This window comes from Acaryochloris sp. 'Moss Beach' (assembly GCF_021497025.1).
Taxonomy (GTDB): Bacteria; Cyanobacteriota; Cyanobacteriia; order Thermosynechococcales; family Thermosynechococcaceae; genus Acaryochloris; species Acaryochloris marina_A.
In genome coordinates, this window is sequence record NZ_CP071717.1 from 4,051,934 (window position 1) to 4,069,847 (window position 17,914).

General features: G+C 47.9%; 13 protein-coding genes, 1 tRNA gene and 1 pseudogene. 8 read left to right on the forward strand and 7 right to left on the reverse strand.

Annotated features, from left to right (window positions below):
• Positions 1 to 115: 115 nt before the first annotated feature.
• The 5 genes and pseudogenes from HRE53_RS19125 to plsY all read left to right on the forward strand — a co-directional run bounded on the left by HRE53_RS19125 (position 116) and on the right by plsY (position 4,421).
• Positions 116 to 915, forward strand: a pseudogene (locus HRE53_RS19125) (MlaE family lipid ABC transporter permease subunit).
• 50 nt (positions 916 to 965) lie between these two features.
• Positions 966 to 1,352 (forward strand): DUF3119 family protein, encoded by a 387-nt coding sequence (locus HRE53_RS19130; protein ID WP_235107573.1) that lies wholly within the window; start codon positions 966 to 968, stop codon positions 1,350 to 1,352.
• A gap of 47 nt (positions 1,353 to 1,399) precedes the next feature.
• On the forward strand, positions 1,400 to 2,491 hold the full coding sequence (locus HRE53_RS19135) for a DUF3086 domain-containing protein (RefSeq protein ID WP_212664848.1): 1,092 nt from the start codon (positions 1,400 to 1,402) through the stop codon (positions 2,489 to 2,491).
• 183 nt (positions 2,492 to 2,674) lie between these two features.
• On the forward strand, positions 2,675 to 3,673 hold the full coding sequence (locus tag HRE53_RS19140) for a rod shape-determining protein (RefSeq protein ID WP_315874870.1): 999 nt from the start codon (positions 2,675 to 2,677) through the stop codon (positions 3,671 to 3,673).
• Between the two features lie 70 nt (positions 3,674 to 3,743).
• A complete protein-coding gene (gene plsY, locus HRE53_RS19145) occupies positions 3,744 to 4,421 on the forward strand; it encodes a glycerol-3-phosphate 1-O-acyltransferase PlsY (RefSeq protein ID WP_235107574.1) in 678 nt (225 codons plus the stop codon).
• A 123-nt stretch (positions 4,422 to 4,544) separates the two neighbouring features.
• Here plsY and HRE53_RS19150 read toward each other — a convergent pair whose 3' ends face one another.
• From HRE53_RS19150 to HRE53_RS19170, 5 genes are all read right to left on the reverse strand, one after another.
• A complete protein-coding gene (locus HRE53_RS19150; protein WP_235107575.1) occupies positions 4,545 to 6,488 on the reverse strand; it encodes a DUF11 domain-containing protein in 1,944 nt (647 codons plus the stop codon).
• Between the two features lie 1,036 nt (positions 6,489 to 7,524).
• Positions 7,525 to 9,018, reverse strand: coding sequence for a cobyric acid synthase (locus HRE53_RS19155; RefSeq protein ID WP_235107576.1), 1,494 nt, complete (start codon positions 9,016 to 9,018; stop codon positions 7,525 to 7,527).
• Entirely contained in the window at positions 9,018 to 9,395 is a 378-nt protein-coding gene (locus HRE53_RS19160; protein ID WP_212664854.1) for an Npun_F0494 family protein, read from the reverse strand. The genes HRE53_RS19155 and HRE53_RS19160 overlap by 1 nt, the downstream gene beginning before the upstream one ends.
• 39 nt (positions 9,396 to 9,434) lie before the next feature.
• Positions 9,435 to 10,667: a nucleoside triphosphate pyrophosphohydrolase gene (gene mazG / locus HRE53_RS19165; RefSeq protein ID WP_212664855.1), complete on the reverse strand. Its 1,233-nt coding sequence runs from the start codon at positions 10,665 to 10,667 to the stop codon at positions 9,435 to 9,437.
• Positions 10,668 to 10,745: 78 nt separating this feature from the next.
• A complete protein-coding gene (locus HRE53_RS19170; protein WP_212664856.1) occupies positions 10,746 to 11,261 on the reverse strand; it encodes a metal-binding protein in 516 nt (171 codons plus the stop codon).
• Positions 11,262 to 11,367: 106 nt separating this feature from the next.
• On the opposite strand from HRE53_RS19170, the gene HRE53_RS19175 reads away from it, so the two are divergent.
• The 3 genes from HRE53_RS19175 to HRE53_RS19185 all read left to right on the forward strand — a co-directional run bounded on the left by HRE53_RS19175 (position 11,368) and on the right by HRE53_RS19185 (position 15,385).
• Positions 11,368 to 11,440, forward strand: a tRNA-Val gene (locus HRE53_RS19175).
• Positions 11,441 to 13,079: 1,639 nt separating this feature from the next.
• Positions 13,080 to 14,849 (forward strand): matrixin family metalloprotease, encoded by a 1,770-nt coding sequence (locus HRE53_RS19180; RefSeq protein ID WP_235107577.1) that lies wholly within the window; start codon positions 13,080 to 13,082, stop codon positions 14,847 to 14,849.
• Positions 14,850 to 15,130: 281 nt separating this feature from the next.
• The gene (locus HRE53_RS19185; protein WP_212664858.1) at positions 15,131 to 15,385 is read left to right on the forward strand and encodes a hypothetical protein; all 255 of its coding nucleotides are present in this window, start codon (positions 15,131 to 15,133) and stop codon (positions 15,383 to 15,385) included.
• A 140-nt stretch (positions 15,386 to 15,525) separates the two neighbouring features.
• Here the strand turns inward: HRE53_RS19185 and HRE53_RS19190 are convergent, their stop codons facing one another.
• Positions 15,526 to 16,323: an ABC transporter ATP-binding protein gene (locus HRE53_RS19190; protein ID WP_315874861.1), complete on the reverse strand. Its 798-nt coding sequence runs from the start codon at positions 16,321 to 16,323 to the stop codon at positions 15,526 to 15,528.
• Positions 16,313 to 17,749, reverse strand: coding sequence for a branched-chain amino acid ABC transporter permease (locus HRE53_RS19195; RefSeq protein WP_235107578.1), 1,437 nt, complete (start codon positions 17,747 to 17,749; stop codon positions 16,313 to 16,315). The genes HRE53_RS19190 and HRE53_RS19195 overlap by 11 nt, the downstream gene beginning before the upstream one ends.
• Between the last annotated feature and the right edge of the window lie 165 nt (positions 17,750 to 17,914).

Below are 17,914 nucleotides of genomic sequence, written 5' to 3' on the forward strand. Positions count from 1 at the left end.
TAGTATGTTGTTGGTGGTTTGTCGCCCATTACTCGTTTAGCGATGAGACAGTATGATTGATATCCTCCAAACCCTGCCTTTTGATCATCATCGCAGCAGTAAAGTTTAGGTGTTTGTGAAATCCTTACTGGCCTGGACGGGATTCAATATTTGGAGCCGTCGCTTGCTCGCAGCCATCTTTTTAGGCGGGCAGGTAATCGTCCACTTACTCAGAGGCAAAATTCATCGCCGCAATACCATTGAGCAGATGGCGATTGTCGGACCGGAGTCTTTGCTGGTTGCCCTATTGACCGCTAGCTTTGTGGGCATGGTGTTTACCATTCAAGTCGCTGGAGAGTTTATTGCCTTTGGCCTAGTGCAAACCGTGGGGGGAGTGTTGGCCCTTGCTCTTACCCGAGAATTGGCCCCGGTGCTGACAGCCGTAATTATTACAGGGCGGGTTTGCTCTGCTTTTGCCGCTGAAATTGGCACGATGCGTGTCACGGAACAAATCGACGCCCTACAAATGCTGGATACTGATCCGGTTGATTTTTTAGTGGTACCTCGGCTATTGGCCTGTACCTTGATGCTACCGATTTTGACCCTGATTTCTTTAGTGGCGGGGGGTGACTGGTGGCATGGTAGTGGCATCTGTTCTCTATGGCATTCCCTATAGTGTCTTCTTAGATTCAGTCCACAGCTTTTTGGGGGTCTGGGATATTTGGAACTCCATGATTAAAGCTGTTATTTTTGGCGGGATTATTGCCATCGTTGGATCTAGTTGGGGGGTTAACGACCTATGGGGGAGCAAAAGGGGTGGGACAATCCACCACAGCTGCGGTGGTGACGGCCCTTGTGATGGTGTTTATGACCAACTTTTTCTTGTCTTGGGTGATGTTCCAAGGGTCAGGTGGAACTGCTCTACAAAACTTGTGAAGCAGAACCCCTTAGAATGGAAAACAGTTTGCTCACCCTATGAACGTGCAATGGCTGTTTCTCAGGTTTCTAATACACAATCGACGGTCGTTTTGACGCCCCGCTATTGGGTGCCGATCGGAGTTGCGATCGCAGGTACAACCCTAACCTTCCTCACCCCCTGGGCTGGTGTTCCTATCATCCTATTAGGTTGTTTTCTGGGTTTTCAGGCCGCCACTGTGAAAGTCCAATTTACAGCCACAGCTTTTGAGCTGTACCGAGGCGAAAAACAGCTGCGCCAGTTTCCCTTTGCTGAGTGGCAAGACTGGCTGATTTTGGTTCCTCCCATTCCTATCTTGTTCTTTTTTAAAGAGGTCAAGAGTATTCACTTCATGCCTATGCTCTTTGATGCCCGAGCGCTATTGACCTGTCTAGAAGAGCGATGCCCCAGATCTTAAGGTATCCTGCTCAACGACCATTATTTTACTGATTCAAGTGGATTAACGTGACTGATTCTTCCGGTATCGCCAACAACACCCCTTCTGTAGAACAACTTCAAAAAGACGCTCAGACCCTCCGGGCGGAAATCGCTGAACTGCGGGGAACGAAAGCGAAGCTCCTCGAACAGCAGCTCTCAGCGACCCAAACGGCCCTAGAACGATTTGCCAACGACCACCTCAAAACATTAGAAGAGCGGAAGCAAACCCTCCAAATTGCGGTTGATCAGCTAGAGCGTCGCCAAGAACGGGTCCAGGCGGAAATGCGCCAAAGTTTTGCGGGAGTGTCTCAAGATTTAGCGATTCGGATCCACGGCTTTCATGACTATCTCGTGACCAGTTTGCAAGATCTGGTGATCGCAGCCGAAAAACTAGAGCTGGCCCCCAAGGAAGCACCCAAACCAAAAGCACCGGCTCAAGCACCGCCTGCTCCTCGCCCTGAACCAGCAGCAGAACAGCGCCCGCCGCGGTCTGCTCCTCCTCGACAGTCCCGCCCGCCTCAACAGCGGTCTGCTCCTCCTCAACGGTCTGGCCCTCAGTTTGCGACTCAGGAATTTGCGGACGAAACGCGGCAGATTCGCCAGATTCTGGATCAATACCGCACCAATCCCAATTACTACGGTCCTCCTTGGCAGTTGCGCCGGACCTTTGAGCCCATTCATGCAGAGCGGGTAGCCAGCTGGTTTTTTACCTTTGGAGGCCGCGGGGCCTTGCGGACCTTAAGTAGTCGCCTACAAAATATTTTGGTGGCCTCTGCTACGATCTCGATTTTGCGCCAGCTGTATGGCAACGGCGTCCGCACCTTGATTCTGGCGAATTCCCCTGAACGACTAGGAGATTGGCGACGGGGTCTACAGGACTGTTTGGGCATTGATCGGTCTGATTTTGGTCCAGAGCGAGGTTTGGTTTTGTTTGAATCTCCTGATGCCCTGGCTCAAAAAGCGGATCGGCTCGTCAAGGAACAACAGCTACCCTTAATTTTGATTGATGATGCGGAAGAGGAAGTCAGTTTATCGATTCTGCAATTTCCTCTCTGGTTAGCCTTTGCGCCAGAACCGCAGCTTCGCAAAGAACGAGCCACGTTCGATTGGTTTGAATAGAGATCCTGAATAATTCGCTGTGGTGGGAAAAAGACCGCTAGACTAAGCAAGGAATTGAGTGATCACACAAGGGTTTAACCTGACATTTCTTTAGACAAGATCGGGGACTTTATCTGCATTAAAGATATTTAGGTGTCTAGGAGGTATTAGGAGTTGGGTCCGTTAAATCATCTATCCCACGGCATTGGCATTGATTTGGGCACTGCAAACACCCTCATCTTTCTCAGCGATCAAGGTATTGTACTGCGAGAACCCTCTGTGGTTGCTCTCGATCACACCAATCGAACTTTGCTGGCGATTGGCAGCGAGGCTGAAGCGATGATGCGCCGCAATCCCGCTAGCATTGATGTCAATCGTCCCCTTTCAGATGGGGTGATTGTAGGGTTTGATACGGCTCGGTTGATGCTCAAGCATTTTATTCAACAGGTACAGAAGGGACAAACCTTGCTGTACCCTCGGGTGATTATTAGTAGTCCTGTTGGATCCACCAGTATTGAAAAGCGGGCCTTGTCAGAAGTCGCTGCTCAAGCGGGTGCTCGGGAAGTGTACCTGATTGATGAACCCGTTGCTGCGGCTATCGGTGCCGATTTGCCTGTGGAAGAACCCATTGGCAATATGGTGGTGGATATTGGCGGCGGCACTACGGAAATTGCCATTGTGAGCTACATGGGAACAGTAGTAACGGAATCGCTGCGGGTAGCAGGCAACAAGTTTGACGATATTATTTGTCGCCATGTCAAAAAGAACCATGATCTGTTGATCGGAGAAAGAACGGCTGAAACCGTGAAGATGAAGATTGGCACGGTCTATCCCAATCCTGAATATGATGAGACAACTTTAGAGGTCTCTGGTTTGCGGTTATTGTCGGGGTTACCCGGCAGTGTGGTTTTGCAGGGAGCGGAAATTCGGGAGGCGTTATCGGAGTCTCTGGCCCGCATTATTTCTGCCATTAAACGAGTCCTAGAAAAGATCCCCCCGGAGTTGGCGGCAGACCTGATTGATCGAGGCATTGTGATTACGGGTGGTGGAGCGAAACTGAGAGGACTGGATGCGCTGATCAGCTATGAGACGGGCTTAGTGGTCCATGTTCCGCCTGATCCTCTCAGTTGTGTAGCCTTAGGTACGGGTAAGGTTTTGGAAAATTTCAAAACCTTAGAACGGGTGTTGCAAAAACGTCTCTAAGCCCTGTAGCCTTAGCTGCTAGACGTGGAACAATAGGGATTAAGTGCGCGTTTAGGACGTTTGGTTTCCCATGGCTATCTGGCTACTTTGTAACGGTGTATTGTTAATCGTTGCCTACTTTTTAGGTTCTTTTCCCACGGGCTATTTGCTGGGGAAGGCTCTCCAAGGTATCGATATTCGTGAGTATGGATCGAAATCCACAGGAGCCACGAATGTTTTGAGGACGTTAGGGAAGGGACCAGGCTTAGCCACGTTAGTGGTTGATATCTGCAAAGGAGCGGGAGCTGTTGCACTGGTGCGCTGGGCCTATGGAAATCCTACGTTTTTGACTCAAGTCCCAGAGGCGACCAATATTGGTCTATGGCTATCCCTATTTGTGATTATGGCTGGGCTGATGGCGATTTTGGGTCATAGCAAATCCATCTGGCTTAATTTTTCGGGTGGTAAGTCCGTAGCGACTGGGTTAGGGGTGCTATTGGTGATGAGCTGGACGGTGGGTCTGGCAGCTTTGGGGATTTTTGCTTTGGTGGTATCCCTGTCACGGATTGTATCGCTGAGTTCTATTAGTGCAGCAGTTGCTCTACCGGTCCTGATGTTTGTCGCCAAAGAACCCTTGGCCTATGTGCTTTTTGGTATCACGGCAGGTGTCTATGTGATATGGCGGCATTGGGCAAATATCCAACGCTTATTAGCAGGGACTGAACCCCGTTTAGGTCAGAAAAAAGCAGTGTCTACTGATGCTACATAACCTGAAACTCCTAAACTTGATGGTCTTGTTAATTCTCATCTGTTAGATAGTTCTTCAATAGCAATCATATGGTTGGACTTAGTATGGCTGGCCGTTAGTCAGCAACTTTAGCCAGAGTCCTGCCTACTCATCCACTGTGGTGCGAAAGCGGAATAACCCATAGGAATTATTGGGGGCTCCGGCTCCAGTTGAGTTGGGGAGATTCGGTAGATTGGGCATACCTGTTCCCGTATTGCCCGTTAAATTGAGGACAAACGTTCCGTTCCCATTGGGGCCTGGCAAGTTACACTCACTCGGTATCGCTGTATTGGGAGCGGAAAACTGGGCGCGATCACTACTGTCATTTGCTGCTGTTAACGGTATGACTGCACTTGTTCCTAGCTGGAATTCTGCATCTCCGCTGGCGGTAAATGGAATAGGTTTAAAGGTTTGGAATGGCTGTATGCGATCGCAGATGGTTACCTCAAACGCAGGCCGCCCCCCAGCATTGAGAAAGTAAATCGTATATTCAATTTCATCCCCAGGTCTTACCAGGCCGCCACTGAAAGCACCATTTAAATAATTACTGGGCCAGCCAGCCTCGTTATCGTTAGTGGTGACATCATCAACAAACTGATTCAACACCGTATTGTCATTGGGATTAATAGTCCGGTTGCCATTGATCGCCGTGATACGTTTGACGAGAACCAGCTTTGGAGGAGGCTGGAGGGTTGTTGTCTTGGTAATGGACAAGGTTTTGTTATTGGTCGGATCCACTCGCTGATCCATAAAAGATATGGCTTGAATCTCTGTGATATCAGTAGTACTTGCACCTGCTAGGGGCGTAACCCGCAAGATAAAACTTTGAGTTTGATTAGGGTTTAGAATCCCCGTATCTAGCTGGCCATCACCATCTGTATCCGTTAGGGCATTACCGCTGGCATCTAGTAACTGGACCGTGTAGTTCGCATTGGTGCCAACGGGGTTGAGGTTGATAATGTCCGTGGTTAGAAATTCATTGGTGACAGTGAAAGGATGATCGACAGCTACACCAATCGTGGTTGAGAGGGTCGTATCCGGGGTAATGGTAAAGTCACCCGCTCGAGTCGGTGGCTCGTTATAGAGAACCAGGCGGTCCCCCGTTCCCGTATTTGCCTCCACAATCATTTGGTTGTTTCTGGATAAATTATTGACCCGCAGACCCCATAATCCGGCTTCAGAAAGGGTTAACCCGGCAATGGTATCGCCTCCAGTATTGAGCGTTCCGCTGTTATTCCAACGGCCGTTGCCAGAGTTAGTGCCCGCAATCGTAGATCCATCGGGGCGGGTATAGGTTAATGTTCCTCTGTTATCGATATCAAAATTGCGGAGAAACAGACTCCCTGTTCCGGGTCCAACTAGAAAGAAAAACGGAATGGTTAAGGTGCCACTCTCATTATGTTGAGCAGTGCTCTGATATTGTCCGACTAAGCCCTGGGAGGCAGGGGGTAAACCAGGGACATCCGGAATTCTGATTCTAAAGCTATTGTCATCATTATTGAGAGCAGTGGTATTGTCGCCAAAGATGGGGCCAGCACCGGTTTCACTAGTAATTTGGTAAGTGCCAGCGGCACTGATCGTAAAGTTGACTGTGGTGTTATTCCCACTGCCATCCACGGATGGATTGATGGTTTGAGTTTGTAAAACCGTATTCCCGTTGGCTGTCCGGAGTTGGAATCGAGTTGGGTCACTGGTTCCCGAAACTTCATCTATAAAACCAGGGCCTGCGACACTTTCTGCATCTTCAATACTGACTGTGACACTTCCCCCCAACGCAGCCAGCATTTCGGGCGTGATATCGACGACAAATCGATGAATTCTATCGGTACTGGTGGTGGCTGCACCATTGCAAGCCCCTCCCCCACTGCTGCCATTAGTGGTATACCAATCTCCAATATTTGCACAGCGCAGTGGGCCACTCGTTTGGAGCTGCAAGTCACTGTTAGCGGGAAAAGTGGCGGCTATAGTTTTTGGAGTGGCAGTTGTCCAAGTCAATAGGGACAGTCCCAGCCATAAAGCATATCGAAATTGTTGTCGTCTCTTGTTCATAGTTAAAAGAGATGGTGTTGTCCTTGAAATGGAAGCCTAGGTGCCTGTAGGCCGAAGACCATAGCTATCCAATCCCAAAGCTTGAGCAGATAATTCTGGGCAGCAGAAACTAAGGCTGAAAAGCCTTTAGAGTCAAAGTCATATTTATCTAGCAGTACGCTAGATTGAAAAATTTAGATTTATAAAATCAACGAACAAAACAGACTGTTTTGCTCACACCCCTCTGTTACATAATTTTTGATGTCTTGCGAACAACAGTTATTATTATTCGCTTGTCATGTTTTTCTGTAACTACTCTTAGTATGCTCAATATTTATGATTTCTAAATCACAGAAAATACTGATTTTACTAGGATCGCAAATAATTCTTTTGACTGTGCATAGCAAATACATTGAGCGATGCCATCCCAGAAAATACGGATTTCTTGAGATGTAATCACGCTACTCGGCTAGTCCGCAACAAGGAATATACGGATTTAGAGACGGTTCTTCAGTTGAAGGAGGTTTCGCTTATGGCATCGAACTCTGATGTAGCGGAGCAAACCGTTCTAACTTGAGGGATAAAGACAGAACAATTTATAGAGAGAGACCTAAAGCGTTACTCATACAGAGGGACAGATACGCTCTGCCTGACTCTCTAACAGTATGACCAGGGCTTGTATACAAACATGTTTTATTTACGATTTAAATCTGTATATCTTTGAGCACTAGATCTAAAAATTGGTGATTACAAATAAAAAACATAGAAGAATCGACTAGACAGGGTGACTCCAAGAAATAGGAGCTGAGCGTAACTTTCCCAATGACGGGTATTAATACTGACGAAGATAGGGTGTAGTGTGTGGCCATCTACTACATTGAAAGTGCTCAAAAGAGATGAATCTACCCCGAATGGAGATGGCTTTGTATGGGTTATTGCTATTCGGGATAAGCGGACACCCGTCATTTCTTGCCTAGCCTAAAACCTATCGTCTGTCGTCGTCAGACCTCAAGTATGGAATTCCGACTAGAAAGACAGAGCGGGACATGAGGTTGTTCTAGGGCTCCTCTAGAAAAGGTTGAAGATTGAGGTAGGGGGCTATGGCATCTGTGACTTGGTCCAGCATATGGTCTCGATAGACTGCATAATCTGAAATCTCAAGGGAGAGAGGAGGCAAATTTTTCTGGGCTCGCAACTGGTTCAACCACACGCGCCGCCAGGACCCATTGTTAAATAACCCGTGTAAATAGGTTCCCAGGGTGCGATGGCTGCAACTCGCTACACCTAACGCCGGATCGTCGAACCACGCTTGCACCGCTTCTGGCTGTAAGACCTTGGTTTGACCTTGATGAATTTCATAGCCCTGTACAGTTCTCGCCTCATTGCCTAAAGCAGAACAGTAGGCTGGCAATGTAATTTGGGTTTGGCGCTGGCGCGTAATCTTGTCCCCAGTCATGGTGGTCTGGAGAGGGAGCAGTCCTAGTCCTGGAAACTCACCCGATTGACCTTCAGTGCCCTGGGGATCTGCGATCGTTTGCCCTAGCATTTGCAGGCCACCACAGATGCCTAAGACCATTCCTCCTGCTTGGCTATAGGCGAGGAGTTGATCCGCCATACCCGAGACCTGGAGCTGCTGCAGGTCTGAAATGGTGGTCTTAGACCCTGGCACAATCACGGCATCGGGTTGGCCTAAGGGTTGATGAGGACTAACAAACTGCAAACGCACGGATGGCTCGGCTTCTAGCGGATCAAAATCCGTAAAGTTCGAGATGCGAGACAGACGGATCACCGCAATGGTTAACTCGGCATGGGGTTTAGTTCGACGTCGTTCAAATAGATCTAAGGAGTCTTCTGCTGGTAAAGAGTGCTCTAGCCAGGGAATCACGCCCACTACGGGAATACCCGTCCGGTCTTCTAGCCAGGTAATGCCGGATTCCAGTAGCGATCGCTGTCCACGAAATTTGTTGATCACAAATCCTTTAATCAGAGCGCGCTCATCGGGGTCGAGCAGTTCTAAGGTACCGACGATATGGGCAAACACACCGCCCCGATCAATATCTGCGACTAATAGCGTAGGGGCATTGAGATGTTTGGCGACCCGCATATTCGTAAGATCGCGATGCTTGAGATTAATCTCAGCAGGACTGCCGGCTCCTTCACAGACAATCCAGTCAAATTCCTGCTGGAGGGTAGCCAATGCGGCTGTAATGGCCTGCCAACCCCGATCAAAATAATCGCGATAGTAGTCGGCAGCCTGGGTTCTACCGACGGCTTTGCCATTGAGGATCACCTGGGAGGTCATATCTCCCTGGGGCTTGAGCAAAATGGGGTTCATTTCTACCCGAGGTTCGAGACCTGCAGCCCAGGCTTGCACGGCTTGGGCATGGCCGATTTCATCGCCAGCATCGGTGACATAGGCATTGAGGGCCATATTTTGCCCCTTGAAGGGAGTCACGTGATAGCCCTGGCGCTTGAGCATTCGGCAAATAACCGCCGCCATAATCGATTTCCCGGCATGGGAGGTGGTCCCGACCACCATGATCGCGCCCATTAAACGGGAATCCTGACCCAGCGCTGACAAAGGTTTTGGAATCGGTCTGAGAGGGAAGGTTTAGGAATGTCTTTGCCCTGATGCTGCCATTGATCAATCAGCTGGCGGCCCAAGGGGGTGAGGCGAAAACTATCGGTAAGGCCCTGGCCATCCACTTCTCGGCGCAGGAGGCCCACCTGGATCAGCCACAGTAAGGTATCTTCGGCTTGCCGTTCAGATAGGGCAGTTTGGGTATAGCCTGCGGTAACGCCACTGCGATCGCACATTTCCTGAAGAGATACACTTTGCGATCGCATCATCATCAATAAATGAATCGTAAAGGGACTGCAAGCCACAGCCCGGACAGCACGGTTAATCGTAGAACGGGGATAATGCATGAATAGAGCGGACAGACGATTCCTTAACTGTAATCCGAATTAGGTAGAAGATAATTCAGGATTGACTGGATCTGTGGTCGGCTCGCTCGTTTCAGGAGCAACAAAGGCTGTGGGTAAACCTGCCGGGAGAGCGGTAGGTTCTTTATCTGTTGTTGTATCCGTCGAGTCTAGCTGTCGTTTAGCTTCTTGCCACAGAGCTTCTAATTCTTCAAAAGAATGATCGGCTAAGGGCTTGGCCGTTTGAGACTCAATATTAGCGATGCGATCAATCAGCTTTTTATTCGTACTACGCAGGGCAGAGGTAGGATCGAGCTGGCACCACCGAGCTACATTCACTAGGGTAAAGAACAAGTCACCCAATTCCGACAGTTGATGGTCCGTATCGCTTTGCAGCAGAGATTCCTGGAATTCAGCTAGCTCCTCATAGAACTTAGTCCAAACATCATTGAGATCTTGCCACTCTAGGCCTGCTGCCGCCGCCTTTTCCGACAGTTTTAGCCCGGCCATCAGGGGCGGCAAACTGCGGGTATAGCGCTGCATCTTGTCGCTCAATGCTTGAGGTTTGTCCAGGGATTCACCTTTCTCAGCAGCTTTGATCTCTTCCCAATTGGCCCGCACTTCCTCAATGCTGTTGGCTTCCACATCCGCAAACACATGGGGATGGCGGCGAATCAGCTTCTTAGTAATGCCTTGGGCAATTTCTTCTAGACTAAACTGGTTCTGCTCACAAGCGATCTGGGCTTGTAGAACCACTTGTAGGAGCAAATCTCCTAACTCTTCAGTAATGGCTTCTGCACTGCCAGACTGGATAGCATCAATGGTTTCATAAGCTTCTTCAATAATGTAAGGAGTGAGGCTTTGGGGGGTTTGCTCTAGATCCCAAGGACAGCCGCCATCGGGAGATCTCAACTTAGCCACCACTTCCACCAGCTGCTGAACAGCGATTGTCACTGCCGATACCTGGGCAGGCAAGTACACATTGGCCGGATAAGAAATGCCTTTCTTCTCACCAATTTGCTCTAGGGTTGTTTGCGACAGTTGCGGGTCTTCAGCTGTTAGCTCTCCCACAATACTGACGGGATAATCTAAAGGGAACGCGGCTTGCAGAGCTGCATGTAAGGTCCGCATCACCGAGGCGGATTCGATTTGAGTAATTAGCACTGGAACGTGGAGCTGGACGCCCTCAGTCAAGACACTGGCTGCCGTGACAATTTGCAATTTGGCGGGAGTTTCGGGGCTTGGCATGGCATCACAATTGTGAGGGCTAACCATATGATGCGTTATTTACCAGTTATATAGCCAGTAATTCAAATGAAGTGATCAAGATTTCTGGCAACGAAGTTGAGAACCTTAAGGCTTAAGCCGCTTTAATGTTCTCTTATATAGAGAGCTAAGGCCATCACTAAAAGAATGACTCATGGCTCCTATCTCTAGACCCAGTAAAATAGCCAGTCCTTCCGGTAGATATTGCTGACTATACTGTTCCGCCTGCTGTAGGAGTTGCTGACTATCCACAGGGACCCCCCCCACCTGGGTGAGCAAGATTCCTGCTAGTGTAGCCCCTAACCCGAGCCAAACTCCTAGATAGAGCAACCTCAGTATCGTGCCAACAATGGGGCCATGGGATAGCCAAGAGCGATGGTGCAATGCCTTGCGATAGGGCAACCAAATAACTCTCAGCCATCCCCACCGTTTGTATTGGACGGAGTAGATATCGAGATCTGGGCCAAACATCAACCCACTGAAGAGAAAGGCACCACTGAGACAGAGAGTCAGACTAGCACTCCGACTCAGAACAAGGGTAACGATAGCAACGCCGGGAAGCATCCCTAAGGTGATTTGGTCATGGGTGCGGCCGGAGGGCATAGGAAAAGCCGGAGCAAAGTTGCATCCATTATGCTGGATTTGTTGAATTTGTGGGTAAAGCTAGCAACAGTCTGCTACAATACATTTTCGATTGCTTCAATCGTAAGGGCGATTAGCTCAGTTGGTAGAGCGCTTCGTTTACACCGAAGATGTCGGCGGTTCGAGCCCGTCATCGCCCATTCAAAACAAACCATAATACTAAACTCACGGCGTGTATGTTAGCAGTTTTTAGCTAGCTATTTTGGTATTGCATTATCTATCGTGGCTGAAATTAAGCAATGTTTAAGGCGAAATTTTTCTGTGTTTAGAACAAAATGTTGATAAATTGAAGCTTGTCTAAATTGATAGATAGAGTAGGTAATCTTGAAATTATAAATCTTATTGTTCTCTCTCAATAGCTGAATTTTTACTGTGAATAAATAGTTGAATATATTTTTAAAGAAATAATAGAAGGCAAAAGCATCTGAAATGCGAATACTTTTATTATGGAATAATTAATTCTTTCAAGTTATACAAAACAAAACCAAAGTTATACGGATATTGGTTATTCTCAAACGCTATCTCAAACAATGGGTTGCCATACTGATTCAGAGAAGAAAGCTTATCCGCTTCTAGTTTTTAGCTTGGCAACTAAGAGTTATGTCATCTCATGCCTTAGATCAAAATCTATCAGCATGCATGATAATTCACTGACTAAGCTATATAAAGAATGGGGCCATATGATTTTTTGGATAATTGATTTCTAAATAAATAATTAATTATCTTAAGTCTGACTTAGAAATTTATTCCAACAAGTAGAATAAATTTTAAGGATCATTACCTATTTCATTTATTCATGATTGCATGCACTTTTAATTAAAGTTGAGCAATCAGTACATCTGCCAAAACATTAGCTTTTTTCTTCTGAGGAATATCCATAGAACCATAAGCAATAAGGTATTATATGGCTGGCAACCCGAATTCAACCCTTCTGGGCAACGAGCTTTTCGGCAATTTCTCACAACGTAACAGTAATTCAGATTTGATTAGGCGTTCAGGCACAGAGAATAGTCTCTATACGACAGTCCGTCTCTGCGTCTTCACCCCAAACTCTGATAACTAGCATTCACGTACTTTCCCACTTCCATACATAGACATAGTGTCAAGAGCTAACCGGGATGCTCATGGACGATGGTCTGAAAAGCTTGCCCTGGTGCCCATGGCTATAAGTCAGTCAGGCACTGAGCTTCCATGCTTTAGCTAGACCCAGTACTGCCTTCTCAAGTGACTCATATTGCCATCTAGATGGTTGGGGTTTTCCAATACTTGTCGAGGCAATGCAAGTCCGATCGATGTCCATATTCTGATCAAAGATGGCATCATCGCGATCTACAACGATGCAAGCCGTTACCCATATTTTGTGTTCAAACTCTTTCTGGAATTTTTCGATAGAGTACGTAGACTTTCTCTGGCACTTCAAAACCATAGGTTTACCATAAGCGATTTTATTCTTTTTTGATGTAAAAACTATTTCAATAGTTATGCATGAGATGAAGGATAGAAAATAAATCTAGGCAATATCGTAGCCAGAGCTATGTGATAAGGCAAGAGATTAATATTCTCAAGAAAAAATATTTTGTGATTAGGGAATTTTAACGTCAATTCAAAATCTACTGATCTAGTCAGTAGATACAAAAAGGTTGTCTTCCTCGCTATATCCGTATCCTGAATTACTTCACAGGTGTATCCACTATGTGATAAAAACTCTAAGGATATACGGATTTAAAGGGGGAGCTTATGTCTCTAAAACTTGTAAATTAATGATCCTTAGGAGGATATATGCGTCATTCATTTCAGCTTGATTTTGATCAAGGGTTTGAATCTCCAATTGAAAGCTTGAATGACCTGAAATTTGGTTCAACCTCTCTATCATCTGTCAATACCAATAGCGAGAATCTTGGTATTGATATCCCTCTACAAATCCTAGAACTCTCTGAGTTAGCTACTAGAGCTAGTCTTCCTGATATTCAGACCTTTATCTCTACACCGCTTTTTTCGTCTGAGTCATCAGCCCAAGAATCTATTCCAGAAGGAAATGTGGGAACTCAGCCTCCCAATGCAGTAGAAAGTGGTTATTGCTGTTTATGTACTGCTTGTGGAACTGGGCATAGCCATGGTGCAAGGTTTCAGGCTGGTGGAAGTGTTGCCCAATTTAATGACAGTAATGGGCGCTTTAAGTGGAACCAGCCTGGGGGAAGTGGTCAAGCCGTCAATATTTCTTACAGTTTTGCGCCCAGTTTTTCATTAAATGGGTTATCGAATAACGAAGCAAAATCTCTCTTCCGAGAAGCACTAGGTGTTTGGGCAGATTACGCCCCATTGAATTTCCAAGAAGTTCAAGATCCTGGAAATGGCAGAGACGTTGATATTCGCGTCGGGGCTGATTTTATCGATGGTCCTAGTAATACCCTAGCCTTTGCGTTCTTCCCGCAAGGAGGTGATCAAACCTATGATAATGGCGACAATTGGAATGCTAGCTTGTTTCTAGAAACCGCCGTTCACGAAACAGGTCATAGTCTTGGTTTAGGGCATGAATCCGGGGTGGATGCCATTATGAATCCCTCTATTCAAAGGCGGTTTACTGGAGCGGGCAGTGCGTTCTTGCTGCAGGATGATATCAATGGTATTCGCAGCCTCTATGGTAGTGGTACAGGGGGTGTTAGTCCCTTGTCACCTCCACCAGCTCCAACTCCGGCTCCGACACCAGCTCCGACACCAGCTCCAACACCAGCTCCAACACCAGCTCCAGTCCCGGTTCCCGCCCCAACTCCGACTCCAACTCCGACTCCAACTCCGGCTCCAACTCCGGCTCCAACTCCGGCCCCAACTCCGGCTCCAACTCCGGCTCCAACCCCGAGTCCTACTCCTGGCGACAACCGGATTGATGGCACCAATCGCAATGATGTTTTACGGGGTGGATCTCGTAATGATGTGATTCGAGGGTTTGCGGGCAATGATCTGCTGAGTGGTAGGAGGGGAAATGATCGCCTTCTGGCAGGCAGCGGTAACGATCGCGTGTTTGGTGGCTCGGGTAATGATTTTATGTCCGGCGATAGTGGTAACGATCGCATGAATGGTGGTTCGGGCAACGACCGTATGAATGGTGGCTCGGGCAATGATGGCTTGAGTGGCAACTCAGGCAATGATGTATTGAATGGTGGCTCGGGCAATGACTTTCTTTCGGGGGGCAATGGCCGCGATCGGTTGATTGGTGTCAATGCCCGTGATGCTAAACCCGGTGTCGGAGAGATTGATTTCCTCCGAGGGGGAAGAGATGCAGATGTTTTTGTATTGGGAGATAGCCAAAAGGTTTATTATGCTGACGGTCCAGCGACCAGCAACTATGCTGTGGTGCAGGACTTCTCAATCAGTCAAGGAGATGTCCTGCAACTGAATGGCTCAGCGAGTGATTACTCGTTAGGTTCTTCACCTCGGGGACTACCCAGTGGAACAGCGTTGATTTATCAAGGCGGTAATTCTTCTGAGATCATCGCGATTATCCAAGGTGCTAACTTTAGTCTCAATAGTAGTGCCATCCAGTACGTATAGGTTGAGCATGATGGGACTCCGTTGCAGAGGCCATCATGCCTTGATTCCTTAGACCTGTTGGAGTAGCGAATCTTATACATCGGTTTGCTACTCCAGCAATATGGATAGTTTGTGGAAATGTGGAAATGCTCTGAAAGACTTTTATCTGAGGGGATAGAGGGTGCTTATAAGATTTTCTTATGAACTATGGCCTTGACCTTCAAGGTAACTGTAACGATTAACTTGTGTATACGTTCCGTTCAAGAACTGATGTGTTCCCCGACTGAGATAGCATCCTGATCATGCAACAATCAACAGTTCATCCCCATATTTCTGTGGAAAATCCTATTTGGTCTGATTTAGATCGGTATTGTGGATGGTTTAGTACGGTCAGTGCCCTTGCATTGATCATTCTGGCTCCTTTAACCTGCAATTCTGGGCAGTTTAGTCCTAAAGCTGCGTCTATCTATTCTGGAGAGACTCTACATTCTCCAGTCAGCAATCATCCTCACCCCTTAGCAAAGGTGAATCTATCATCAGGGCGTGATTTTCAGTAATAAACTCATCTGGGAAGACTTCATTAGTCAGTCAATGACGTTGTCTCCGAAAAATCTAGCGGCGTATATCTTGACTGGTAAAGCTTGTAGTGACTAATGGTGCTGCAAGTCTTGTTTCTGCCCCTCATCGTTTTTGCAAGTTACTGTCCCAGATAGGCTTCTAGTACTTCTTTGTTGGATTGGATTTCAGCGGGGGTGCCCTCAGCGAGGTTTTGTCCCTCGGCCAATACCCAGACGCGATCGCACAGGGACATAATCACATCCATATTGTGCTCGATGATCAAGAAGGTAATGCCGTTGTCATTCCACCGATTGATATGTCCACAAATCTGTTGAATCAAGGTGGGGTTCACCCCCGCAGCGGGTTCATCCAGCAGCATCAGTTTAGGGTCAGCCATTAGACCTCGGGCCATTTCCAGCAGCTTGCGCTGACCGCCGGAGAGGGCACCGGCATAGTCATTGACTTTTGCAGCTAGGCCAACGGATTCGAGAATGATATGGGCTTTTTCCTTCAGCTCTTTCTCTTGCTTGCGAATGATATGAGCTTGGAAAAAGGTATTGTGCAGCTTTTCCCCGGTTTGGTGGGGAGCGGCTAACAGCATATTCTCTAAGACGGATAGTCTGGACAGAACACGGGCCACTTGAAAGGTGCGAATCATGCCCTGGAGAGCAATTTTATGGGGTTGCAAACGCTCGATGGGCCTGCCGTTGAAAATAATCCGACCGTGATCTGGGGCGATGAAGTTGCAGAGTAGATTAAACAGGGTGGTTTTACCGGCGCCGTTGGGACCGATTAAGCCGACAATCTTGCCTTCAGGGACGTGCAATTCAGCATTATTCACCGCTTGAATGCCGCCAAAGGCTTTGGAGAGTCCCTGGGCGGTCAACAGCATTTTTTCCGGTTGGACTTGAGGGTCGGGCTGGCGCTTATCTTCCAAGGGTGAGTTCCTCCTTTTTACCCAGCAGACCTTGGGGTCGCCACATCATCAAAACAATCAACATTAGGCCAATCACCATCACCCGAAAGGCTCCCAATCGAGCATCGTCTAGGGGCAAGATATTGGGCAGGATAAACCGAGTCACCTCATTGTAGGCCCAAAAAATTCCGGCTCCCAGCAGCGTGCCCACGTTATTGCCTGCGCCGCCAGCCACAATAATAATCCAGGCTTGAAAGGTGAGGAGGGGAATAAAGCCATCGGGGTTAATAAAGGTGAGCTGCCAGGCATAAAAAGATCCGGCAATACCTGCGATCGCACCGCCTAACATAAAGGACTGCAGCTTATAGCGAAAGACATCTTTGCCCAGGGCTTTGGCGACTTCTTCATCTTCTCGAATCGAGGTTAACACCCGACCCCAGGGCGAATGGACCCAGCGCTCCAATTGCCAAAATACAAAGGCAATGGTCAAAATCAACAGCCATAGCAGGCCCGCTTTATAGGTGTAGTTGATAATGCCCATCATATGGGCACCGAAAAACATCACCACCAATCCCATGCCGATGGAGACCGTCAGTAGACTGAGGTGGGTGCTTAGAGACTGAGTGCGGAGTTGCTGGAAGGGCTGCCGACAAGAGGCGTAGACCAGAAACACGCCCACAATGGCGAGGGGTACTACCATTGCAAACCGCATCACTAGCAATACGATTTCCTGTAAAGCCGAAGGCAGCTGAATGGTGAGACTTAGGGAAAAGGAAAACCACCAACAGGTGGCTACTCCCACTAAACAGATGACATAGCCAACAAAGAGAGCGGGTGATAAGGGTGGACGTCCTTCCCGCTGGGGTTGCTGTAGCAGCCATTGCCACAGACGCCAAAGGGCCAAACCTAATACCAAGGCTAGAGAGGCAATCATCCCCCCTTTAACTAAAAGGTTAGGCTGCAGTTTTTCTAGGGGCAGGGGATAGTTAAAGACGCCGCGCGGCCCTCGCGTGAGCCATTCTTCATTGACGGCGATAAGTCGCACCACTTCTGATACACCAATGGTGACAATAGATAGATAATCTTCTCGCAACCGTAGGGTACTGGTGCCGATGGCGAGTCCCAGGAGTGCGGCTAATAAAGCGCCAATGAGGACCGCAATCACTAAGGGAAACTGTTCTGGCAGGATATCCCCGAGAAAATACAAACCCGAAGCCAGCCACTCTTGGCTTTCAATCACCGGATATTGCTCCATCAGTCGCTGGGGCATCTCCTTGATGAAATTGGGCAGGGTTAAGGCAATGGTGGTGTAGGCCCCAATCGCCATAAAGGCGATATGACCAAAGTTAATTAACCCGGTGTAGCCCCACTGTAAGTTCAGTCCCAGACTGAATAGGGCATAAATAGTAGTGAAAAGTGCCAGAGAGACAAAATAGCCAACTTCCATAGGCTTGCGAGGGGGTAAAAGCGCAGGTGCGCCGCCTAAATCAACGTCTCCAGGATTTTATCAGGCCGGGGGATATTTCCTCTGTCCAGAAATGCTAAAGCCCATCCGAATATTTAGTCACCTTTTCAGGCCACACGCTATGGTTTAATCATCAACAAATCATTG